Annotated in this window: 4 protein-coding genes; 3 read left to right on the top strand and 1 reads right to left on the bottom strand. The window is 54.8% G+C overall.

Annotated elements, in window-relative coordinates; genetic code table 11:
• Window positions 1-4 precede the first annotated feature (4 nt).
• The 3 genes from PXY01_RS09635 to PXY01_RS09625 all read left to right on the top strand — a co-directional run bounded on the left by PXY01_RS09635 (window position 5) and on the right by PXY01_RS09625 (window position 25,103).
• Entirely contained in the window at window positions 5-7,780 is a 7,776-nt protein-coding gene (locus PXY01_RS09635) for a non-ribosomal peptide synthetase (RefSeq protein ID WP_127569637.1), read from the top strand.
• Between the two features lie 144 nt (window positions 7,781-7,924).
• Complete coding sequence (locus tag PXY01_RS09630; RefSeq protein ID WP_127569636.1) at window positions 7,925-15,622, top strand: non-ribosomal peptide synthetase; 7,698 nt, start codon at window positions 7,925-7,927, stop codon at window positions 15,620-15,622.
• On the top strand, window positions 15,597-25,103 hold the full coding sequence (locus tag PXY01_RS09625; protein ID WP_127569635.1) for a non-ribosomal peptide synthetase: 9,507 nt from the start codon (window positions 15,597-15,599) through the stop codon (window positions 25,101-25,103). Before PXY01_RS09630 ends, PXY01_RS09625 begins: the two co-directional genes overlap by 26 nt.
• A gap of 128 nt (window positions 25,104-25,231) precedes the next feature.
• Here the strand turns inward: PXY01_RS09625 and PXY01_RS09620 are convergent, their stop codons facing one another.
• Window positions 25,232-26,650, bottom strand: coding sequence for an NAD-dependent malic enzyme (locus PXY01_RS09620; protein WP_127569634.1), 1,419 nt, complete (start codon window positions 26,648-26,650; stop codon window positions 25,232-25,234).
• Between the last annotated feature and the right edge of the window lie 25 nt (window positions 26,651-26,675).

Here is a 26,675-nt window from a genome sequence, read left to right as displayed (position 1 = left end):
GGGCATGAAAGCAGGTTCTTCGATTGAGAAAATTTATCCGCTGGCTCCGATGCAAGCGGGAATGGTATACCATTGGCTGCTGGAGCCTCAAAGCACGCTATATTTTGAACAGACTACGTTCTCATTCGAGGGGGACGTGCGGGCCGAGCTGCTGGAGGCGAGCTTAAACAAGCTGGCAGCCCGGCATCAAGCTTTTCGCAGCAATTTTTTGCACGAGAAGCTGCAGCAGCCCGTTCGGGTAGTGTTCCGTGAGCGGACGTACAGCATCCGGCAAATCGATTTCTCTCATCTTGAAGAGGATGAGCAAATGAAGCAAATAGAGCAATTCAAGCATGAGGACCGATCGCTCGGGTTCGATTTGTCTGGCGGCGATTTAATGCGGGTGGCCTTATTATCCAGAGGCGGTGGACGCTATGAGCTGGTATGGAGCTACCATCATATTGTAATGGATGGTTGGAGCGTCGGTACGGTGCTGAAGGATTGGTTCATGTTCTACGAGGCCGCCTTGCACCAAAGTGTGTTTGACCCTCCAGCGGCCGAGCTGTATGAGCGGTACGTTCAGTGGCTGCAGCGGCAGGATACAGCGGCGTCCCTTGCGTATTGGAACCAGTACCTGAAAGGGTATGAGCAGACGGCAGAGGTACCTTCGACATCTGTATCGAAGCGTCACGGACAATATGTGCAGCGTGAGATCCAGACCGTAATCGGTCTAGAGGCGACGGGCAAACTGACTGCATTGGCTCAGCGGCATCGCGTGACGCTAAATACGGTGCTCCAAACCGTCTGGGGCATCGTCCTTCAGAAATATAATAATACGGATGATGTCGTATTCGGATCAGTCGTTTCGGGACGTTCCTCGGAAGTGGCGAACATCGAAGCGATGGTCGGATTGTTTATTAATACGATACCGGTTCGAATTCGCGCTGAAGGCAGCTTGCGCTTCGATGAGCTCATTGAGACGGTACAGGAGGAAGCTCTGAAGAACGAAAACAACAGCTTCGTGCCGTTATCAGAGGTGCAGGGGCAAAGCGACTTAGGGCAAAATTTAATTCAGAATATTTGGATTTATGAGAATTATCCGATAGATGAAGCGCTGAACAAGCTGATGTATGGAGGCGGGCTTGGGTTCACAACCGTTGGGATCAGCCGCTATGAGCAAACGAACTACGATTTCAATATCGTCGTCCTGCCATCGGCGGAAGAGCTTGTTGTCCTGTGCAGTTACAACGAGAACCGCTACGCTGCTGAGGAAATCGAGCGTATACTCGGCCATTTCGTCCATGCCGTCAGTCAAGTCATTGAGCGGCCTGATATTAGAGTTCAAGAGATTACACTGCTATCCGAGGCGGAGCGCCGTTTGTTGGAATCATTTAATACGGTGGAGCTGTTTCCGCAGGATAAGACGATTCAACAGCTGTTCGAAGAGCAGGTGCAGCGGACGCCGGACTCGATTGCTATTGTGTTCGAAGAACAGCGCATTAGCTATGCGGAGCTGAATGCCAAGGCGAATCGGCTGGCCCACCGACTGCGGGATATCGGAGCCGTTCGGGATGGGCGGATCAGCTTGCTGGCGGATCGGTCGATCGAGATGGTCGTCGGCATACTGGCTGTATTGAAGGCGGGCAGCGCTTACGTGCCGCTCGACCCTGAATATCCGGATGAACGGCTTGCATATATGCTGGCGGATAGCGGGTCTGACATTATGCTCGTTCAGCCCGCGCTTCTGAAGAAGGCCGAGACGTTAAGGGCGGCTAATTGGAACGGGAAGCTTGTCGTGCTCGGCTCGGAAGAGACGCAACAGACGGAAGAGACGGAAGATTCTCATAACCCTTCTATTATTAATGAGCCGTCCGACCTTGCCTATATCATCTATACGTCAGGCTCTACCGGGAAACCGAAGGGCGTCATGGTCGAGCACAAAGGCATCGCCAATGTTCAGCTATCGTGGCGGGAGCATATTGGCGTCGTGCCGGAAGACCGGATCGTCCAATTCGCGAGCAGCTCGTTCGACGCCTCGGTATGGGAAATTTTCATGAGCCTTCTAACAGGTGCAGAGCTGTACATCCCGACGAAGGAAACGGTGTACGATGCGGCGCAATTTGTTGCATATGCGAAACAGCACAAAATTACCGTCGCTACGCTGCCGCCGACCTACTTAAGCATGGCAGACCCGGAGCAGTTGGCCAGCTTGCGTGTCATTATTACGGCAGGATCAGCTATTACGCCGGAGTTGGCGCAGCGGACTATGAAGTATACCCAATACCGCAATGCTTACGGCCCGAGCGAATCAACCATTTGTACGACCATCTGGGTGCCGGAGGAAGGGGAGCGAATCGAGGGACGTTCGGTTTCGATCGGCAAGCCGATTGCGAATTTGGATGTTTACGTTATCGGCCATCATAATCAGCTGCAGCCGATCGGCGCAGCCGGCGAGCTGTGTATCAGCGGCGTCGGGGTAGCGCGGGGCTATTTGAATCGGCCGGAGCTGACGGCAGAGAAGTTCATTGATCATCCGCTGCGGCCAGACGAACGGATGTACCGAACAGGGGACCTTGTCCGCTGGCTGCCAGATGGCAATCTGGAGTATTTGGGCCGGATTGACACACAGGTGAAGATTCGCGGATTCCGGATCGAGCCGGGTGAAATCGAGAATGAGCTGCAGAAGCATCCTGCTGTTCGCGAAGCTGCGGTCGTCGTTCACACTGAAGATGACGGCATGCAATCGTTATGCGCTTATGTTGCGGGACATGCGGTGGAAGGGCTGGATTCAGCAGAGCTAAGGGCTTATCTGGGCCAACGGCTGCCTGACTATATGATTCCATCGTATTTCGTAGCATTAGAGCAGCTGCCTCTAAATCTTAACGGCAAGGTCGACCGCAAAGCACTGCCTTCGCCTAAGCAGGGAATGGGAACCGGCAGCCGGTACGAAGAGGCCGCCACGAGTCTTGAGGCTAAGCTGATCGAGCTGTGGCAGCAGGTTCTCGGCCGCGATCGCATCGGTGTTCACGATCATTTCTTCGAGCTGGGCGGCCACTCGCTCAAGGCAACGGCACTGGCATCGGCTATTCATAAGCAGCTTGATGTGAGTGTACCGCTGAAGCAAATATTCCGAACGCCAACGGTTCGGGAATTGGCTCGATATATTGAGCGCGCAGAGCAGCGGGTGTATCGTCCAATCGAAAATGCAGCCGTGCAGGATGTGTATCCGGTATCCTCGGCGCAGAAGCGGCTGCTTGTGCTTGAGCACATGGAGGATGGATCTTCGGTTAACTACAACATTCCGATGATGCTGACGCTTGAGGGTGAGCTCGATGCTTCACGGCTGGAGAGGGCTTTGCAGCAGCTAGTCGACCGGCATGAATCGCTGCGGACATCGTTCGCATGGCTGGACGGTGAGCCGGTGCAGCGAATCAGTGAGAATGTACTGCTGCAGCTGGAGAGATCTCGGGCAGGCCAAGAGGAGGCGGAGCGCAGGGCGGCTGGTTTCGTGCGTCCGTTCGATTTGGGAAGGGCCCCATTGCTTCGTGCGGAGTTAATTGAAATTGTTGAAGAACAGAATGAGTGTGGTGCCGAATCGGTTGTAACAGGTGCGGGCTATCAGAAGCATGTGCTGCTGCTCGATATGCACCACGCTATTTCGGACGGTGTATCCATCGGCATTATGCTAGAGGAGCTGTCGCAGCTTTATGCCGGCAGCGAACTCGCGCCGCTGCGCGTGCAGTATAAGGATTACACCTTATGGCAGCAAGAGAGAGTTCGGAGCAAGGCGATGGAAGAGCAGCGCAGTTATTGGCTGAAGCAGTGCGCGGGCGATCTTCCGGTGCTTGACTTGCCGACGGATTTTGCGCGCCCGGCGGTTCAGCAGTTTACGGGTGACAGGCTTTCCTTCACGGTGAATGCGGCGTTAACGGAGCAATTGAACAGGCTGGCGCAGCAGACGAACAGTACGCTGTACACGGTGCTGCTTGCGGCGTACCAAGTACTGCTTGCCAGATACGCCGGTCAGAGCGATGTTATCGTCGGAACGCCGCTGGCCGGCAGGCTGCATTCGGATACGGAGCGAATGCTGGGGCTGTTCGTCAATACGCTCGCGATCCGTGCGTTTCCTGAAGGCTCCAAGACGGTAGAAGCTTTTCTAGCCGAGATGAAGGAAACGGTGCTTGGAGCACACGAGAACCAGGAGTATCCGTTCGAGCAGCTGGTCAGCGATTTGAACGTTCCGAGAGATTTAAGCCGCAACCCGCTGTTTAGCACCGTATTCGCACTTCAGAACGTAGGGCCGATGAAGCTGCAGTTGGGCGGCGTCGAAGCTTCGCCTTATCCAGCGGACTACTACATCTCGAAATTTGACTTATCAATTGAAGCGACGGAGCATGACGGCGAAATCCAGCTGCTTGTCGAGTACGCCACCCATTTGTTCAAGCCGGCATCGATTGACCGGATGATGAAGTCTTACATGACGCTTCTTCATTCGTTCTGCGAGAACCGTTCCGCGCTGTTGTCGGACATTCCGCTCGTACCGGAGGAGGAGCGTGCGCTTCTGAATGCATGGAATGACACGAGGGCGGACTATCCGAGCGGAAGCACGATTCAGCAGCTGTTCGAGGAGCAAGCGGAGCGGACGCCGGATGCGACTGCTGTTGCATTCGAAGACCAGCGTGTCAGCTATGCGGACTTAAATCGGCGGGCGAATCGGCTTGCGCGTACGCTGCGAGGCGATGGCACGAAGCAGATCGTCGGATTGCTCGCTGAACGTTCCGTTGAGATGGTCGTTGGCATACTGGCAATACTGAAGGCTGGCGGCGCTTATGTGCCAATTGATCCGGAATACCCGGACGAGCGGATTGTATATATGCTTGCAGACAGCGGGGCGGGAGTCCTGCTGGCACAGCCTTCTCTACAGGCGAAAGTAGAGGCGGTTCAGGCGGCAGGATATGCAGGCGCTGTACTGGCATTAGAAGAGGGTGCCGGTATTGGCACGGAGGTCGGATTCGAAGCTGCAGCAGATGCGGAAGCTTCGAGCAATTTGCCTTGCATGAGTGAGCCGACTGACTTGGCCTATATTATTTACACTTCGGGATCAACCGGCAAGCCTAAGGGGGTCATGCTTGAGCATAGGGGCATCGCAAGCCTGCGGACCGTCTGGCTGGAGGACTTCGGCATCGGCCCAGGCGACCGTGTCGTGCAGTTCGCAAGCAGCTCCTTTGACGCCTCGGTATGGGAAATGTTCATGAGTCTTCTGACAGGTGCAGAGCTGCATATACCGACGAAAGAAACGATTTATGACGTGGAACGGTTCGTGCAGTATGCCGAGGAGCGTAAGCTGACTGTTGCATTGCTGCCGCCGACGTATCTTAGTATGGCACAGCCAGAGCGGCTAGCAGGCTTCCGGATTATGTTTACGGGTGGATCGGCGATTACGCCGGAGCTGGCAGAACGAGTTGGGAAGGTAACCCGCTATATCAATGCATACGGGCCGAGTGAGGCTACGATTGTTGCGACGTTATGGGATATGCCGGCGGGAGAGCAGCTTGCCGGTCGTTCCGTACCGATTGGCAGACCAATTGCCAATACGGAGACCTATATTCTCGGTCCTGGTGATCAGCTTCAGCCGATCGGTGTAGCCGGAGAGCTGTGCATTGGCGGTGTCGGAGTGGCACGGGGCTACATGAATCGGCCGGAGCTGACGGCGGAGAAGTTCGTAGACAATCCGTTCCGCCCTGGTGAGCGGATGTATAAGACAGGCGACCTTGCACGGTGGCTGCCGGACGGGACAATTGAATATATGGGCCGAATCGACACGCAGGTGAAGATTCGCGGTTATCGGATTGAGCCTGGCGAGATTGAGAACGAGCTGCAGAAGCATACGGATGTGCGGGAAGCAGTGGTCGTTGTCCATAAGGAAGCAAGCGGCGAACAGGCGTTGTGCGCCTATATTGCGGGCCCGTCTGTAAGCGAGCTTGGCACAGCGGCACTTCGGGCCTTCTTATCGATGCGGCTTCCGGATTATATGATTCCGGCGTATTTCGTTGCAATGGAGCAGCTTCCGCTGAACCATAGCGGTAAGGTTGACCTCAAGGCGCTGCCGGCGCCGGAGCAGGGCATGGATGCCGGACGGCCTTACGAGGAGCCGGCTAGCGAGCTGGAAGCACGCATGGCCGAAGTGTGGCAGGAGGTGCTTGGGCGCGAGCGAATTGGCGCAGCCGACCATTTCTTCGAGCTGGGCGGCGATTCGATCAAGGGGATTCAAGTGTGCGCCCGCTTGTATAAGCATGGCTGGAAGCTGGAGATGAAGCAATTGTTCAAGCATCCAGTTATGCGGGATGCTTGCTTGCAAGCGGTGCCGCTTGCTCGAAAAGCCGAGCAAGGCATTGTGGAGGGAGAGGTAGAATTGCTGCCGATCCAACGGTGGTTCTTCGAGCAGCAATTCGAAGATGAAGGCCATTGGAATCAAGCGATGATGCTTCAAGGCAAACAGCGGATCGACGCGGATGCGTTGGAGCGGGCAGCAATGCAGCTGGTCTGCCACCATGACGCACTGCGTACCGTATTCCGCCGAGAAGGAACGAGGGTTCAAGCTTATATTCGTGGTGTTGATGGAGGCGAAAGGCTGCTATCTTTCGAACGTGTTGATTATTCTCACCTCCGCGAGCCAAGCGAAGCTATTGCGGAGCTGGCCGAGAGGACGCAGTCAAATTTCGATCTGGCGAACGGACCGCTCCTGCGCGTAAGGCTAATTCATACGAAGGATCATGACCATGTGCTGCTCGTGGCGCATCACCTTGTCATCGACGGCGTGTCATGGCGAATTGTGCTGGAGGATTTGGCAATCGCATATGAACAGGCCGCCCAAGGTGAGGCGCTTGTTCTGGCGGACAAGACCGACAGCACGCGGGAGTGGGCGGCAGCGCTTACCCGATATGCGACAAGCCGGGATGTACTCAAAGAAGTGCAGTATTGGCAGCAAATCGAACAGTTGGTCATCAAGCCGCTGCCGCAAGACCATCCGTCAACATGCAAGCGAATGTGCGATAACGCGGTCATCCGAGTAGAGCTGGATGGGACGGAGACAGCGCTTCTATTGGAAGAGGCGAATCGGGCATATAACACCGAGATTCAAGATATTTTGCTGACCGCACTGGCCAGGACGCTGCAGGAGTGGATGGGCGAGTCCTCCGCAGTAATCAGTGTGGAAGGCCATGGTCGGGAAGATATCGTCGAGTCTGCTGTCATTAGCCGGACGGTCGGCTGGTTCACATCGATGTATCCGGTCATGGTGGAGGCGAATCCGGACGAATCGCTCGGCCTGCAGTTGAAGCGGATGAAGGAGATGCTGCGTCAGCTGCCGAGCCGAGGCATCGGATACGGAATTTTGCGCTATTTGACGCCTGCTGAGCTGGTCGAAGGAACGGTCTTCAGCCTGAAGCCGGAAATCAGCTTTAACTACTTGGGACAGTTCGATAAGGACATGAACAGTTCGTTGTTCGAGCCCTCTCCGTTCGGAACGGGTGAGACGATTGGAGGCAGCAACCACCGAATGCATGAGCTGGACATCGTTGGGCTTGTACAAGGCGGCTGTCTGACCGTCCATTTCAACTATGACAGCCAATCGTATCGCCAAGAACGGATGAAACAAGCAGCCGCAACATTCGAGAGAGAGCTGAGGGCACTCATTGCGCATTGCACAAGCCAGTCGGGGTCCGAGGCTACGCCGAGCGACTTAGGGGACAGCTCGATTACGCTCGAAGAACTGGAAGCCATCAATAATCTATTTGCTTAATGCGACAATGTCGAGGGGCCCGCGCAATGCCCGAGTCTGCAGTCCTTCATATACGGCTCGTATGACTCGGGTTTAGCTGTCGGTAATCTTCTTCAGCCTGTAACGGTGGTTGATTTTACATATAGGTAGGAGGACGGCAATACGATGAAAATCGAGAAAATATATCCGCTTGCGCCCATGCAGTCAGGAATGCTGTTTCATTCCCTGTACCACGAGGGGGGCGGCGTCAACATTGAGCAAATCATTGTGTATCTTCGCGGTGCTGTGCATGCTCGGACGCTGGAGGATGGACTAAATGCACTGATCCGGCGGCATGAGGTGCTGCGCGCATCGTTCATTCATCAAGAGACGAAGGAGCCGCGGCAGGTCGTGCTGAAGGAACGGCCAATCGTGTTAACCGAGCTGGATTGGTCAGAACGGAATGAGGAAGGCTGGGAGCAGGGGCTGCATGCTTACCTTGCGGCAGACCGCGAGCGCGGGTTTAATCTTACGAAGGATCCATTAATGAGAGCAGCCTTATGCAAGCTGGGCGACAACCATTATGCGCTCGTGTGGAGCTTCCATCATATTCTGATGGACGGCTGGTGCCTCGGCATCCTCCTGCAAGAATGGTTCGAAGCTTATCAGGCTAGTAAGGAAGGACGAGCTTTGCAGCTTGGTCCTGTCGTTCCATACAGCGAGTATATTCAGTGGCTGGAGAGGCGGGATCAAGGGGAATCGTTAGCCTATTGGAAGTCCCAGCTGGATGATTATACAGTGGGCGCCACTCTTCCTTATCAGCGGTTAAACGGCGATACTGACGTCGCATACGTTCGGGGAGAGTGTGAAGTGCGCCTCGAAGCCTCGCTTACAGAGCGAATCCACGACACGGCGCGCAAGCTTGGGGTGACGGCAGGCACGGTGTTCCAGACCGCATGGGGTATCATTTTGCAGCGGTATAACCGTCTTGACGATGTCGTGTTCGGAACGGTTATTTCGGGCAGGCCGACGGAAATTGCCGGGATCGAATCGATGATTGGTCTGTTCATTAACACGGTTCCGGTACGAATAAAGAGCACGGCAAACATGAAGGTTAGCGAATTGCTTCAGCAGGCACAGCACAATGCGCTGGAGGCTGACCGTCATGCTTATTCGCCATTATATGAAGTACAAGCAGCAAGCCATCTAGGACAAAGCTTGATTGATCATCTTGTTGTTTATGAGAACCAGCCTGTTGATGCCAAGCTGCTGTCCCCAGAGCAGGCGGAAGCAACCGGGTTCTATGTCGAACGAATTCACGGTATTGAGCAGACTAATTACGATTTCTGTATGACGGTGCGTCCAGGTGCGGAGACGAGCTTGACGATTAATTATAATGCGGGCGTTTACGCGGACGCGGATATGAAGAGAACATTGACGCATATGCGGCAGGTGCTTCAGGTGATTGCCGATCAACCCGACGCCTTGCTGTGTGATATCGAAATTTTGAGCGTGGAGGAAAAGCTTCAGCTTGATGCATTTAATGCGACAGAATCGGAATACCCGCGCGACAAGACGATTCAGCATATATTCGAGGAGCACGCTGCCCGCACTCCTGATGCGATAGCTGTCGTATGCGAACGAGCACAGCTTAGCTATCGGGAATTGAACATTCGCGCTAACCGGCTCGCGAATAAATTAAGAGAAGAGGGGGTTCAACGTGACGAGATCGTCGGATTAATGGCCGACAGCACTGTAGAGACGATCGTTGGAGTACTGGCGATTCTAAAGGCAGGCGGAGCCTACATGCCGCTGGACCCTCAGTATCCGCAGGCTAGGATATCGTTCATGCTGGAGGATTGCGGAGCGCGGCTGTTGCTGTCGCAAGAATCGTCCGATACGGAAGGGCTGGCATTCGATGGCAAGCTGCTTGATATTGCGTCCATAAGTACGGACAGCCGATACGGCGATCACAATCCCGCTATTGTGAACGCTTCTTCCGATTTGGCCTTACTCCTCTATACGTCAGGAACGACGGGGACGCCGAAAGGAGTTATGATCGAGCACCGGCATGTCAACCGGCTAGTCATCAACGTTAACTATGCCGATTATGACGCGAGTGACCGTTTCTCACAGACCGGCTCGTTCGGATTTGACGCGACAACATTCGAATTTTTTGCCGCGTTATTGAGCGGAGCCTCACTTTATCTTATCCCGAAAGACGAGCTGCTCGACGCCCATAAGTTCGGCAGAAGGATTCGTGAATATGGCATCACGTTCATGTTTATTACAACGCCGCTGTTCAATCTGTATGCAGACGAGGACCCGGGTATGTTCGCAGGCCTTCGCAGCGTCATCTTCGGCGGCGAGTACGCTTCACCGAAGCATGTGAACAAGGTTCGCGAGACCGCCCCTTCAGTTCAATTAATTAATGCCTACGGTCCAACGGAAAATACGACCTACAGCACATGCCTGCGAATTAATGACAGCCATAAGGAGAGCATTTCGATCGGGGGTCCGATCTCGAATACTCAAGTCTACATATTAAATCAGTACGGAATGAGACAGCCAACCGGCGTCGCTGGTGAGCTGTGTGTCGGCGGAGAAGGCGTAGCGCGCGGCTACTTGAACAGGCCGGAGCTGACGGCTGAGAAGTTCGTCGATAATCCGTTCCGCCCTGGCGAGAGGATGTATAAGACCGGCGATATGGCCCGCTGGCTGCCGGACGGCACGATCGAATATTTGGGGCGAATTGACTCACAGGTCAAAATACGCGGCTACCGCATCGAGCCGGGCGAAATTGAGAATGAGCTGCTAAAGCATCCGTCTATTCGAGAAGCAGCGGTCATCCCTTTCCAGGAGGAGAGGGGAACTTATGCTTTGTGCGCCTACGTGACTGGAACATCAGGTGTACCGGATATCGGTGCGATTCGCTCCTATCTGGCGCAACAGCTGCCGGAGTATATGGTGCCGGGATATTGGGTCGTGATAGATCAGCTGCCGCTTAATGCAAATGGCAAGCTTGACCGCAAGGCGCTTCCGAAGCCGGAGCAGGGAGTCGTCGGGGAAGTGGCATTCGAGGAGCCTGCCAATGAGATCGAGGCGAAGCTGGCTGCAATCTGGAAGCAGGTGCTCAGCCGCGACCGAGTCGGCATGCTGGACCGTTTCTTCGATATTGGGGGACATTCCTTGAAAGCGACGGCGATGGCATCGGCTTTGCATAAGCAGCTAGATGTTGAAGTGCCGTTGAAGCAAATTTTCAAGACACCGACGATTCGAGAGCTTGCCCAATATATCGCTGAGGCTGAGAGGAAGAAGTACCGCCCGATTGAGCCTGTGGCACTTCAAGAGGTTTATCCGGTTTCTTCCGCGCAGAAAAGACTGCTCATCGTCCAGCAGATGGAGGACGGACAATCGAACTATAACATGCCGATGATGCAGCTGCTGCATGGGCCGCTGGATGTGAAGCGGCTGGAGTATGCGCTGGAGCAGCTGGCCGATCGACATGAAGCGCTGCGAACATCGTTCGAATGGGCGGGCGGCGAGCCGGTACAGCGCATTCATCCTAAAGTGCAGCTTCAGCCAGTGCTAGTAAAGGCGACGATGGAGCAGGCATCGGCGTTGGCAGTCTCTTTTATCCAGCCGTTCGATCTGTCGCAGGCACCGCTTATGCGGGTGCAGATCGTGACGATAGAGGATACGGATATTGCGTACTCTTCGGAACAGCACATCGTAATGCTCGACATGCATCATGCGATATCAGACGGTGTGTCGATGGGGCTGCTCATGGAGGAGCTGTCGCAGCTGTACAGCGGGAAGACGCTGGAGCCGCTGCGTATTCAATATAAAGATTACAGTGCTTGGCAGCAAGCTCGTTCCCGCAGCGAGGAGATGGAGAAGCAGCGGAGCTACTGGCTGAAGCAGTGTGCGGGCGAACTGCCGGTGTTAGAATTGCCGACCGACTTCGTACGCCCTCCTGTTCAGCAATTTACCGGGGACCGCTTCTTATTTACGGCAGATGCAGGCTTGACCGCCCAGCTAAACCAAATGGCACAAGAGACGCAAAGCACTCTGTTCATCGTACTGATGGCTGCGTATCACGTCTTGTTGGCAAGGTACAGCGGACAGGCGGATACGATCGTCGGCACTCCGATGGCCGGGAGGCTTCATGCAGATACGGAACGATTGATTGGATTGTTCGTCAACACGCTTGCGATTCGCGCATACCCGGAAGGCAGCAAGCCGATCACCGCTTTCATAGAAGAGATGAAGGAGATCGTTCTTGGGGCGCAGGAGCATCAAGAATATCCATTCGAGGAATTGATCAGCGAGCTGGACATTCCGCGGGACTTAAGTCGCAATCCTCTATTCAGCACGTTATTCGCATTGCAAAATGTCGAGCAGATCGAGCTTCAGCTTGAAGGACTGGACACCTCTCCTTATCCGTTCGAGCTCCATAGCTCGAAATTCGATCTGTCAATCGAATCGGTTGAGATTGACGGGGAGCTTCATTTCTCACTTGAGTATGCGACCCATCTATTCAAAGCCGAGACGATGAAGCGGTTAGCCGACAGCTATATCGCCATTTTGCAAGCTTTCGTTAACGATCGCCATACGCGGATCGATGACATCGACCTGCTGTCAGTGGAGGATCAGCTTCAATTATCTTCCTTCAATGCGACTGAGACGGATTATTCAAGCCATAAGCCGATCCAGCAGCTATTCGAAGAGCAAGCTGCGCTTACGCCTGATGCGACAGCTCTTGTCTATGATGGGGAACAAGTCAGCTATCAGGAGCTGAATAGACGAGCGAACCGGCTGGCACATGTGCTGCGAAGCGCCGGAGTCAAGCGGGACGAGATTGTTGGCCTAATGGCAGACGCATCCATCGAAATGCTCGTTGGCGTTCTAGCCATTCTGAAAGCGGGAGGCGCTTATCTGCCGATCGATACCCAATATCCTCCATCACGAATTGCATTCATGCTATCGGATAGCGGCTCACGTATCATCGTGAAGCAATCGGCAATTGAATTGGACGATACGGTATTCTCCGAAACCGTCATTCCTATTCCGGCAAGCGAAGGACATGCCGATGCCGAGCATGACCAGAATCTGGAGCTTCTGAACGAAGCGACTGATCTCGCCTATGTCATGTACACGTCGGGGACGACCGGAACGCCTAAAGGCGTAATGATCGAGCATCGCGGTGTTACCCGCCTGGTTAAGAATACGAACTACATCACAATTGAACCGACCGACCGGCTCATTCAGACCGGCTCTTTCGGGTTTGATGCGACGACGTTCGAATTTTTCGGTGCACTGCTCAATGGCGCATTACTGTATCTAATAACGAAGGAGGAGTTGCTTAGTGCAGAGGGTCTGAGCAGTCGACTGACGCAGGACGGCATTACCGTCATGTGGCTCACCTCCTCGCTGTTCAATTATTTCGCTGAGACAGACGCACAAATGTTTGCAGGTCTTCGCTGTTTGCTGGTCGGCGGAGAGGCATTGTCGCCGAAGCATATTAACAAGGTGCGGGAGCTTGTTCCGAGTCTGACGATCATTAATGGCTATGGACCGACCGAAAATACGACGTTCAGCGTATGCTATCCAATCGAAGAAACGCATACGAGGTCGATTCCGATCGGCAGGCCAATTGCCAACACGGAGGCGTATATCGTCGGAGCACAGGGTAAGCTGCAGCCGATCGGCGTAGCAGGCGAACTGTATGTCGGCGGCGCAGGCGTGGCGCGCGGTTACTTGAATCGACCGGAGCTGACGGCGGAGAAGTTCGTCGATAACCCGTTCCGCCCTGGCGAGCGGATGTATAAGACTGGCGATCTGGCCCGCTGGCTGCCGGATGGCACGATCGAATATTTGGGCCGAATCGATACGCAGGTGAAAATTCGCGGATATCGTATTGAGCCTGGGGAAATCGAAGCTGAGCTTACGCAGCATCCAGATGTGCGAGAAGCAGCGGTAGTCCCGTTCAAGGGGACGGATGGCACTTTATCGCTATGTGCGTATGTGGCGGCTGAACCATCGCTTACGATGGCTGAGCTTCGGTCGTATTTGGGACGGCATTTGCCGGAATACATGATTCCGGCGGCGTTCGTTCCGGTTGAGCAACTGCCGTTGAATTCGAATGGCAAACTTGATCGTAAAGCGCTGCCAGAGCCGGAGCTAGGCATCGAAACGGGACGCGCATATGAGGAGCCGGTTAGCGAGCTGGAAGCGAGAATGGCTGAAGTGTGGCAGGAGGTGCTCGGGCGCGAACGGATCGGCGTTGGCGATCACTTCTTCGAGCTGGGCGGCGATTCTATTAAAGGGATTCAAGTTTGCGCCCGCTTGTACAAGCATGGGTGGAAGCTGGAGATGAAGCATCTGTTCAAGTATCCGGTACTGCGCGAGGCATGTGTGCAGGCGGTTCCACTGCAGCGGATAGCAGAGCAAGGTGTCGTGGAAGGTGACGTTCTGCTGCTGCCGATTCATCAATGGTTCTTCGAGCAGCAGTTCGCAGACGAAGGTCATTGGAATCAGGGAATGATGCTGCAGAGCAAGCGCCGGCTTGATGAGGAGGCGCTGAAGCGAGCCGTAGAGAAGATTGCCGAGCATCATGACGCGCTGCGTACGGTGTTCCGCCGCGAGAGCGAGGGAATTCGCGCCTACATTCGCGGGGTGGACGACAGCGGCAGCCTTGTATCATTCGAAAGCGCCGATTATACGCAGCTTGATGATCCGAGCGAGGCGATTGCGGAATTGGCGGAAGCGACGCAGCGCGGATTTGATTTGGCCAATGGGCCGCTGCTTCGCGTATGGTTGATTCATACGAAGGAGAGCGATCACGTGCTGCTCGTCGCGCATCATCTCGTCATTGATGGCGTATCCTGGAGGATTGTGCTGGAAGATTTGGTGATCGCATACGAGCAAGCGTCCAAGGGTGAAGCACTGACGCTTCAGGAGAAGACGGACAGTATGCGGGAATGGACCAAGGCGCTTGCGATATACGCTTCCAGCCGCGAGCTGATGAAGGAAGCGGCGTACTGGAAGGAGATCGAAGCGGCAGATGTCCGTCCGCTGCCTAAGGAGCGGCAGGATGGCAGTAAGCTGATGAAGGATAACGGGCTCGCCAGCACGAGGCTTGATCGCAAGGAGACGGCATTGCTGCTGGAAGAAGTGAACCGAGCTTATAACACGGAAATTAACGATATTTTATTAACGGCACTGGCATGCGCAATGCAGGAATGGACGGGAGACAGCAAGGTTGCGATCAACATGGAGGGGCACGGCCGCGAAGAAATTGTAGAGTCGACCGTCGTGAACCGGACAGTCGGCTGGTTCACCTCAATGTATCCCGTCATTCTAGAGGCGGAGCCTAGCGATTCGCTCGGGATGAAGATCAAGCGTGTCAAGGAAATGCTTCGCCAAATTCCGTGCCGCGGCATCGGGTACGGCATCCTGCGCTACATGACACCGCAGCAGCAAGCGGAGAGTGTCCCTTGCAAGCTGAAGCCGGAAATTAGCTTTAACTATTTGGGACAGTTCGATGCTGATATGAACACCTCGTTGTTCGCGCCATCTCCGTATGCTTCGGGGACGTCAATCGGGGGCAGCAACCGTCGTCTGAACGAGTTGGATATCGTCGGACTCGTCCAGGAAGGCTGTTTGACGATTCATTTTAACTATGATAGCGGCACTTATAGCACTTCACTTATGCAACAATTGGCAGACTCTTTCAAAAAGCATCTATTGGCATTAATTCGACACTGCTGCGAGCAGACGGAGACGGAGGCAACACCGAGCGATCTGGGATCGATTGAGCTTTCGCTCGAGGATTTGGAGGAGCTGTCCAAAGAAATTGAAGCTTCCATTATCGATTTATAAAGCGAGAGGAATGAGAGAAGTGAAGATTCAGCAAATTTATGCTCTATCGCCCATGCAGGAAGGAATGCTCTTCCATTCCCTCTATAACAGCGGAATGCACACGTATAGCGAGCAGTTATCGTTCTCGCTCCAAGGCACGTTCTCCACTGGTCAATTCGAGCAGGCGTTGAATGCGCTCATCATGCGCTACGACATTTTTCGGACGATTTACAATTATTCGAAGAAGGATAAGCCGTTCCAGATCGTTCTGTCTCATCGAACCGCCTCGATTCGGGAGGAGGATCTAAGGCATCTTAGTCAGCAGGAGCAAGACGAATATTTGACGCAGTATAAGGAGCAGGATTTGGCGCGAGGCTTTGATTTGACAAAAGATCTGCTGATGCGAACGGCTGTGTTCAGGCTGGACGATACCCGATATGAGCTCATCTGGAGCTTCCATCATATATTGCTGGATGGCTGGTGCCTTGGCATCGTGCTGCGCGAGTGGTTCGAGCTGTATCAAGCGTTACGAGAAGGGAGGCAGGCGGTTCTTCCGCCTGTCATTCCATACAGCCGGTATATTGAATGGCTGGAGAAGCAGAACCACGAGCAGGCTATGAATTATTGGGCGGAGTGCTTACGCGGATATAGCGAGAGCGCGTCGCTGCCTTGGAGACGTTCGGGCGATGCATCCGAATACGTTCGCTCCGAGGTCGAAGGTAAGCTTAGCGAGGCGCTGACGGATAAGCTGTACGAGCTGGCTCGACGTTATGAGGTTACGCCTAACACGATTATGCAGACAGCGTGGGGTATTATTTTGCAGCGGTACAACGGTACGAATGATGTTGTATTTGGTTCCGTCGTATCCGGGAGGCCATCTGAAATTAATGGCATTGAGTCGATGGTTGGTCTTTTTATTAATACAATTCCGGTTCGCATTACGAGTACGCCAGACATGACCTTCGGCGAATGCATCCGTCAAGTGCAGCATACCGCACTGGAGGCGGAGAGATACAGCTATTCGCCGTTGTATGAGGTTCAGAGTCAAAGCGCGCTTGGCGCCCATCTGCTGGACCATATTATGATGTTCGAGAACTATCCGACGGATGAGCAGTTAAAAATGGCGTTCGAGACGGAGGCGCTCGGCTTTACCATTGAACGTATTCAGGCGTTCGAGCAATCGAACTATGATTTTAATATAACGTTCAGGCCTGGTAAGCAGCTCAGCATCTATATGCACTTCAACAGCACTGTCTACGCGAAGGAAGAAATCGAACGAACGCTTGCTCATATGATGCAATTCGTTGGGGAGGCATTGGATGATCCTGACGCGCCGCTCTGCGGCATCGAGATGCTGCCGGAGCACGAACGGCTGCAATTGAGCGCTTTCAATGCGAATGCTGCCGATTATCCGAGCGACAAGACGATACAGCAGCTGTTCGAGGAGCAAGTGCAGCGGACGCCGGATTCGGTCGCGATCGTGTTCGAGGATCAGCGTATAAGCTATGCGGAGCTGAATGCCAAGGCGAATGGGCTGGCTCACCAATTGCGGGACATTGGGGCTGTTCGGGATGGGCGAATTAGCTTGTTGGCTGATCGGTCGATTGACATGGTTGTCGGCATACTGGCTGTATTGAAGGCGGGCAGCGCTTACGTGCCCCTTGACCCTGAATATCCGGATGAACGGCTCGCGTACATGCTGGAGGACAGCGGAGCTGACATCATGCTCGTTCAGCCTTCGCTGCTGAAGAAAGCCGAGGCGTTAAGGGCGGCGAATTGGAACGGGAAGCTTGTCGTGCTCGGCTCGGAGGATAAGGTAGATTCTCATAACCCTTCAATTATTAATGAGCCGTCCGACCTTGCTTATATCATCTATACGTCAGGCTCTACAGGGAAACCGAAGGGTGTCATGGTCGAGCACAAAGGCATCGCCAATGTTCAGCTATCGTGGTGCGAGCATTTCGGCGTCGTGCCGGAGGATCGGATCGTCCAATTCGCGAGCAGCTCGTTCGACGCATCCGTATCGGAAATTTTTATGAGTTTATTTGTGGGTGCGGAGCTGTACATTCCGACGAAGGAAACGGTTTACGATGCGGCGCAATTCGTTGCATATGCGAAGCAGCATAAGATTACAGTCGCTACGCTGCCGCCGACCTACTTAAGCATGGCGGACCCGGAGCAGCTGGCACACATGCGAGTCATTATTACGGCCGGATCAGCCATTACGCCGGAGCTGGCACAGCGAACGATGCAGCATACGCAATACCGCAACGCATACGGACCGAGCGAATCGACGATTTGCACAAGCGTATGGGTGCCGGAGGAAGGGCAGCGAATCGAGAGTCGTTCGGTTCCAATCGGCAAGCCGATTGCGAATTTGCAGGTTTACGTTATCGGCCATCATAACCAGCTGCAGCCGATCGGTGCAGCCGGCGAGCTGTGCGTCAGCGGCGTCGGGGTAGCGCGCGGCTACTTGAACCGGCCAGAGCTGACGGCAGAGAAGTTCGTCGAGCATCCGCTGCGGCCGGGCGAGCGGATGTATCGAACGGGTGACCTGGTCCGCTGGCTGCCAGACGGCAATCTGGAGTATCTAGGCCGGATTGACACGCAGGTGAAGATTCGTGGATTCCGGATCGAGCCGGGCGAAATCGAGAATGAGCTGCAGAAGCATCCTGCTGTCCGCGAAGCGGCGGTCGTCGTTCACACCGAAGATGACGGTATTCAATCGTTATGCGCTTATGTAGCGGGAGATGCGGTGAATGAGCTGGATGCGGCAGCGCTGAGAGCTTATCTTAGCCAGCGGCTGCCTGATTATATGATTCCATCATATTTCGTAGCATTAGAGCAATTGCCGCTTAATCCGAACGGCAAGGTTGACCGCAAGGCACTGCCTTCGCCCAAGCAAGGAATGGGAACCGGCAGCCAGTATGAAGAGGCTGCAACGAGCCTTGAGGCCAAGCTGGTCGAGCTGTGGCAGCAGGTTCTCGGCCGCGATCGCATCGGCGTTCACGATCATTTCTTCGACCTTGGCGGTCACTCGCTCAAGGCAACGGCACTGGCATCGGCCATCCAGAAGCAGCTAGATGTGAGTGTGCCGCTGAAGCAAATTTTCCGAACGCCAACGGTCCGGGAGCTGGCCCGTTATATCGAGCAAGCGGAGCAGCGTAAATATAAACCGATTGAGCCTGTGGCTGAACAAGAAGTCTATCCGGCGTCGTCGGCGCAGAAACGGCTGCTGGTGCTTGAGCGGCTCGAGGGCGGGCAATCGGTAAATTACAATATCCCGATGATGCTAATGCTTGACGGACAGCTGGATGCTTCGCGTCTTGCGAGCACTCTTCAACAGTTAGTCGAGCGCCATGAGGCGCTGCGGACGTCGTTCGAATGGGTAGAGGGCGAGCCGATGCAGCGCATTCACGCTAAAGCAGAGCTACAGCTTAACCGTTCATCTGTTCATTCCGAAGAGGAGCTAAGGCATAAGGCGGCTGCATTCATTCGTCCGTTCGATCTGGGAATTGCGCCACTGATGCGTGCGGAGCTGATCGAAATCGCAGACGGTTCAGCGTCCGCTGCTGACGCCAAGCGCCATCTGCTGCTGCTTGACGTACATCACGCGATAGCGGATGGCGTGTCGATGGGGGTTATGCTGGAGGAGCTGTCACAGCTGTACAACGGGGGCGAGCTTAGCCCGCTGCGTGTGCAGTATAAGGATTATGCTGTGTGGCAGCAAGCGAGAGTACAGAGCGAGGAGATGGACAAGCAGCGCGATTATTGGCTGAAGCAGTGTGCAGGCGAGCTCCCGGTGCTGGATCTGCCTACGGATTATGCGCGTCCTGCCGTACAGCAGTTTACGGGAGATCGGCTGTCATTCAAGGTAGACGCTGGGCTGACGGAGCAGCTTAAGCAGCTGACGAAGAAGACGAGCAGCACGCTGTATACGGTACTGCTTGCAGCCTACCAAGTGCTGCTGGCGCGGTACAGCGGGCAAGAGGATATTATTGTAGGCACGCCGCTGGCTGGCCGACTTCACTCCGATACAGAGCGGCTGCTCGGGCTTTTCGTCAATACAATCGCGATCCGTGCATATCCTGAAGGCACGAAGTCGATCGCTGCATTCCTGGAGGAAGTACAAGAGACGACGCTCGCGGCGCATGAAAATCAGGAGTATCCGTTCGAGCAGCTGGTAAGCGATCTGAATGTTCCGCGCGATATGAGCCGCAATCCGTTGTTCAGCACATTGTTCGCGCTGCAAAATATTACGCCAGTGAAGCTGCAGCTCGGTGAAGCAGTCGTGTCGCCTTATCCAGCTGACTATCGTATTTCGAAGTTCGACATTTCCATCGAGGCGGCGGAAAGCGGAAGTGAGATTCAGTTATCGGTTGAATATGCGACGCATCTGTTCCAAGCATCGACAATCGAACGGATGATGAAGTCCTATCTGGCGATTCTAGGTGCATTCTGCGGGGATCGGACAATGGCGCTGGCGGACATTCCGCTGATTCCAGAAGTGGAGCTTGCCCTGCTAGAGTCATGGAATGCTACGGAAGCGGCATATCAAGAGGCGAAGACGATCCAGCAGCTGTTCGAGGAGCAGGCGGAGCGTACGCCTGGGGCGACGGCGATCGTATTCGAGCAGCAGCGTGTTAGCTATGCCGAACTGAATGAACGTGCGAACCGCCTTGCGCATACGCTGCGGGCCGACGGAATCGGCAAGGATACCATTGTCGGCCTGATGACGGAGCGATCGGTCGAAATGATTATCGGCCTGCTGGCGGTACTGAAGGCTGGAGGCGCCTACTTGCCGCTTGATCCTGAATATCCGGTCGATCGGCTTGCGTATATGCTGGCCGACAGTGGAGCCGTTCTACTGCTAACCCAGCCGTTGCTTGAGGAGAAGGTCAAGGAGGTAACGGCAGCAGGCTATACTGGTGCGATCATGCAGCTTGGACGAGGCGGCGAGTACAGTGATGAGGCATTAGCTGATAACGATGCTGCGAATCATTTGGGTGTCGTTAGCAGGCATACCGATTTGGCTTACGTCATCTATACGTCAGGATCAACCGGCAAGCCGAAGGGGGTTATGCTGGAGCATCGGGGTATTGCAAGCTTGCAGGTCGTATGGTCATCGGATTTCGGCATCGGGCCAGGTGACCGGGTCGTGCAATTCGCCAGCGCCTCCTTCGACGCCTCGGTATGGGAGCTTATGATGAGCCTGCTTACTGGAGCGGAGCTGCATATTCCGACGAAAGAGACGATCTACGATGTCGAGCAATTCGTCCAATATGTACACGAGCATGAGGTAACGGTTGCGACGCTTCCGCCGATGTATCTGAGCATGGCGCAGCCGGAGCAGCTATCGGGCCTGCGGCTCATAATTACGGCGGGCTCGGCGATTACGCCGGAGCTGGCGGAGCGCACGAGCAGATTGACACGCTACATGAATGCGTACGGGCCGAGCGAGACGACGATATGTGCGACGGTCTGGGAAGCGCCAGCAGGCGTACAACTATCCGAGACGAGTGTTCCGATCGGTAAGCCGATTGCCAATACGCGAATCTATATCGTTGACAAGCAAGGTCGGCAGCAGCCGATTGGCGTAGCCGGGGAGCTGTGTATCGGCGGCGTCGGTGTCGCGCGCGGGTATTTGAATCGTCCGGAGCTGACGAACGAGAAGTTCACGGTCAATCCATACCGTCCAGGCGAGCGGATGTACCGTACCGGCGATTTGGCCCGCTGGCTGCCGGATGGCAATATCGAATATATGGGTCGGATCGATACGCAGGTGAAAATTCGCGGATACCGCATCGAGCCAGGTGAAATTGAGAATGAACTGCAGAAGCATCCATCAATCCGTGAGGCTGCCGTTATCGTGCATACAGAACCAGATGGTATGCATTCATTATGCGCTTATGTAGCCGGACCATCCGTGCACGAGCTGGACACGGCTTCGCTGCGGACTTATTTGGGCAAGCAGCTGCCTGACTATATGATTCCCGCGTATTTTATTGCGCTAGAGGAGCTGCCGCTCAATCATAGCGGCAAGCTCGACCGTAAAGCGTTGCCGGCGCCGGAGCAAGGAAGTCGTTTGGATCAACGCTATGAAGCGGCCGGCAATGACATCGAGTCCAAGCTGGTCGAGATATGGCAAGAAGTGTTGGGGCGCGATCGCATCGGCGTTCATGATTCTTTCTTCGAGCTTGGTGGACATTCGTTGAAGGCAACTGCATTAGCTTCGGCTATTCATAAACGGCTTGGCGTTGAGGTGCCGTTGAAGCAAATTTTCATAAGGCAGACGATTCGAGAGCTGGCGGAATGGATTGCCGGCGCCGAAACGGCGGGCTATCGCGAGATTAGCTATGCTGCCGAGCAGGAGTATTATCCGGTATCGGCGGCACAGCGGAGGCTGCTCGTGCTTCAACAGATCGAGAGCGCCGAGAATGTCTACAACATGCCGATGATGTATATGCTGCATGGGGCTGTAGATGTCCCGCGTCTGGAGTGGGCGCTGCAGCAGCTTGTTGACCGCCATGAAGCGCTGCGTACATCGTTCGAGTGGATAAGCGGCACGCCCGTGCAGAGGATTCAGCCTTCAGCATCGTTCACGCTCGCTCGAACTCAAGCTAGAACGGCGGAGCTGGAGAAGCTGGCGACTGCTTTCATCCAGCCATTCGAGCTAAGCTCAGCGCCGCTGTTCAGAGCGCAAATCGTGGATGTCATAGATGCAGGAGGAGATGAAGAGCAGTACTTGCTGCTGCTTGATATGCATCATACGGTGTCCGATGGCACGTCGATTGGCATATTCATGAATGAGCTTGCCCAGCTGTACGAGGGCCAGGAGCTAGAGCCGCTCCGCGTTCGCTACAGAGATTACAGCGTATGGCAGCAGGAGCGGTTCGATGCTGGAGAGCTCGCGGCGCAGGAGGCGTTCTGGCTGGAGCAGTTCGCTGGTGAGCTGCCAATTCTTGATCTGCCGACCGACTACGCAAGACCGGCCGTTCAGCAGTTTGTTGGCAGCAGCGCTGCGTTCTCCGCGGATGCCGAATTGACGAGGCAGCTGAAGCAGTTGGCGCAGGAGACGAACAGCACGTTGTTCATGCTGCTGCTTGCAGCCTATCAGATTCTGCTGTCGCGGCACAGCGGACAAGCGGATATCGTTGTTGGCACGCCGATCGCAGGACGTACCCATGCGGATGTCGAGCCGCTGCTGGGTCTGTTCATGAATACGCTCGCGATTCGCTCGTATCCGGAAGGCGGCAAGACGGCTGCGGCATTCGTGCAAGAAGTGAAGGGGACAGTACTCGGCGCTTTCGAGCATCAGGAGTATCCATTTGAGCAGCTTGTAACGGCATTGAACGTTCCGCGTGATCCGAGCCGCAATCCGCTGTTCAGCACGCTGTTCACGCTTCGCAATATCGAGCCGATTGAATTGCGCTTATGCGACGCTAGAGCGGTGCCGTTCACGGCTGGGCACTCCATCTCCAAGTTCGATCTTTCGTTGGAGGCGGTTGAAGAGCAAGGGGAGCTTCAGCTCGGCATCGAGTACTGCACCAGCTTGTTCAAACCTGAGACGATTGAGAGACTGGGGCAGCATTATCTCCAAATTTTACGGGCTATAGCGTCAAGTCTGGATACGAAGATTGCTGACATTCCTATCCTGACGGAAGAAGAGCAGCGCTTAATGTCGTCGTTCAATGGAACACAGTCGATTTATCCGCAGGAGAAGCTGCTCCAGCAGCTGTTCGAGGAGCAGGTCGAGCGTACGCCTGACGCCATTGCGGTTATGTTTGAAGAAGAGCGTATAACATACCGCGAGTTAAACAGCCGGTCGAATCGGTTAGCGTCGTTGCTTAGGAAGGAAGGCGTTCTCCCGGATGCCATTGTTGGCCTGATGGCTGAACGGTCAATCGGGATGCTGGTCGGCATGCTGGCGATATTGAAAGCCGGCGGAGCTTATGTTCCGTTAGATCCGGAATATCCAGAGGATCGATTGGCCTACATGCTGGAGGACAGCGGGGCACGTATTCTGTTAACTCAGCAATCGATTGGCGGCAAGGTGGAGAAGGTTACGGGGAGCTTCACAGGACGAGTAATCGATATCGAGTTATCGGCTGCGGATGAGCCGTCGGACAATTTGGCGCCGGTTCATCGTCCTGACGATTTGGCTTACGTCATCTATACGTCTGGCTCCACCGGCAAGCCGAAGGGAGTTATGATCAGCCATCGGAACGTCACGAATTTCTTCCACGGGATGGACCGCGTATTGCGTGCAGATGAGCACGAGGCGATATTGGCCGTCACAAGCATTTCGTTCGATATCTCGGTGCTAGAGCTGCTATGGACGCTGAACCACGGCATTCGGGTCGTGCTGCACGGCGCTGGCGATTTGAAGGGGTACACCAAATATTCGGCGGAATATCTCGGGGATACCCGCATTACGATGATTCAATCGACGCCAAGCCGGCTTGCACTCATGCTGGAATCGCCTGATTTCAAGACGCGGCTAGGCACGGTGAGGACATGGCTGGTCGGCGGCGAGCCGGTATCCTCCGGCTTAGTACAATCGCTGCAGGCAATTAACGGCTCGCAAGTCATCAACATGTACGGTCCGACGGAAACGACGATATGGTCGGCCTGCTATGCTTTTGAGCGGGGCAATACGAAGGTTTATGTCGGAACTCCAATCTGCAACACGACGATCTATATTCTTAATGAGCAGCTGCAGCCTGTGCCGGTCGGGGCGAAGGGCGAGATCTATATCGGCGGTATGGGCGTTGCAAGGGGCTATCTGAATCGAGAGCAGCTCACAAGCGAGCGGTTTGTTAACCTTCAAGTGGGCGGCCGGACAGAACGCGTATACCGAACAGGAGACTTGGGCCGCTTGACTGGCGAGGGCTGCTTGCTGGAGTTTGTCGGACGGGCAGATAATCAGATTAAGATGAGAGGCCATCGCATAGAGCTTGGAGAAATTGAAGAGAGCATTCATGCGGTGAGCGGCGTTAAGAACGCTATCGTCGTCGAGCGGGACAATGGGCTGCCGACGCACCATCTTGCAGCGTTTATCGAATGGCACAGTGAGGACCAGGCGGTCGATTCGAGCCGGATGAAGCTGCTTCTGCAGGCGAAGCTGCCGTATTATATGGTACCTTCCGCTTATATGAATTGCAGCAGCCTTCCACTCACACCGAATGGAAAGGTCGACCGCAAACAGCTTATGAGCATGGAGCTGCCAGCAGCAGCTTCACTTGAAGACGACGAGAACGAGAGTATCTCAACGCTCGAAAGCATCCTGCTGGAGACTTGGAAAAGGTTGTTCGAGCGGAACGACATTCGACTGTCGGACGATTTCTTCGATCTTGGCGGTAACTCAATTCTCGCGGTCAAGCTGGAAGTCGAGCTGGATGCCCTTTCGTATTCATATGAAGAAATGGCTATTTATAAATACCGCACGATCAAGCAGCTGGCGCTTCATATCGAAAGCTTGCAGCCAGCGACTGTTGTGTAGTGAGCCTTAATATGAACAAGCCTTCGCGAGGCGGACCGCGAAGGCTGTGCAGGGCCGGCGTATGCCGGCCCTGTGCTTGTTAGCAAGCCGTATATTGCAAGGAGGGAGCGGGCGACTTGATGTTCAGGTCATTCCCGAGGCTGTCTGCGTGCAACGCCAGTACGGTGGGCGGCGTCAATAACTCGCCGACGGACTTCCTCGACGACTCGGCCGTTGAAGACGCTCGGGATAATATACAATCGGCTGAGCTCGTCATCATGGATGACGGAGGCGATTGCTTCGGCTACTGCCAGCTTCATCTCTTCATTAATAAGAGAAGCGCGGCAGTCGAGCGCCCCGCGAAAAATACCAGGAAAGCAGAGCACGTTGTTAATCTGGTTCGGGTAATCAGATCGCCCGGTGGCGATGACGCCGACGATGTCTTCGATTAGTTCAGGACGGATTTCCGGCTCTGGGTTCGCCATCGCGAATACGATCGGATCAGGCTTCATCGAGGCGATCTGGTCGCGAGTCACGATGCCGCCTGCTGATACGCCGATGAACACGTCCGCCCCGGCCAGCGCCTCGGCTAATCCGCCAGAGAGCCGACTTGGATTCGTATTGTTCGCATACCACTGCCATACCTTATTGTCATACGTATGGTCCGCTGTCAGAATGCCGGGACGGTCGACGCCGACAATGTTGCGCGCGCCGCCGGCCAAAAGCATCTTCGTACAGGCGGTACCTGCCGCTCCGATACCACATACGACAATGCGTGATTCGGCTAAGGTGCGCCCTGTCAACTTCAATGCATTAAGCAAGCCTGCATAGAGAACGACGGCCGTACCGTGCTGATCGTCGTGAAACACGGGAATGTCGAGTTCGCTGCGCAGCCGGTGCTCAATCTCGAAGCAGCGAGGAGCAGAAATGTCTTCGAGATTGATGCCGCCAAAAGCAGGAGCAATTGCTTTGACCGTGGCAATAATTTGCTCGGTATCCTGCGTATCTAGACAGATCGGGAACGCATCGACGTCGGCGAATTGCTTGAACAGCATTGCTTTGCCTTCCATGACGGGCATTGCTGCATAAGGGCCGATGCTGCCAAGACCGAGCACAGCGCTGCCATCGGATATGACGGCGACGGTGTTGCGTTTCACGGTAAGCGTGAATGCCTTGGATGGGTCCTGATGGATCGCTTGACAGACGCGCGCTACCTCTGGCGTGTAGACGCGCGACAAGTCGTCACGGTTCTGAATCGGTGTCTTCGGCTGAATCGTAATTTTGCCGCCCAGATGCAGCAGAAATGTACGATCGGATATATTGACGACCCGAATGCCAGGAATTGCCGTTAGCGCCGCTGAAATTTTCTCGATGCTGGACGTTTCAGACACCTTCACCGTCAAGTCGCGCACCGACCGCTCGCGGTTCGTCTGAATGACGTCGATCGCAATCATATCGCCGCCAGCTGATTCTAGAGCGGCTGCGGCCGCGCTGAATCCGGCATGGCGCATATCGATCTCGAGCCGCAGTATGATCGTTTTGCCGTCCATGCTTCTTTTGCCTTCCATTGTACAGATCCCTTCCCTCCTGCTC

Origin of the sequence: Paenibacillus xylaniclasticus, from assembly GCF_004001065.1 — a bacterium.
GTDB lineage: Bacteria > Bacillota > Bacilli > Paenibacillales > Paenibacillaceae > Paenibacillus_T > Paenibacillus_T xylaniclasticus.
This window is presented reverse-complemented; position numbering and strand designations above follow the sequence as displayed.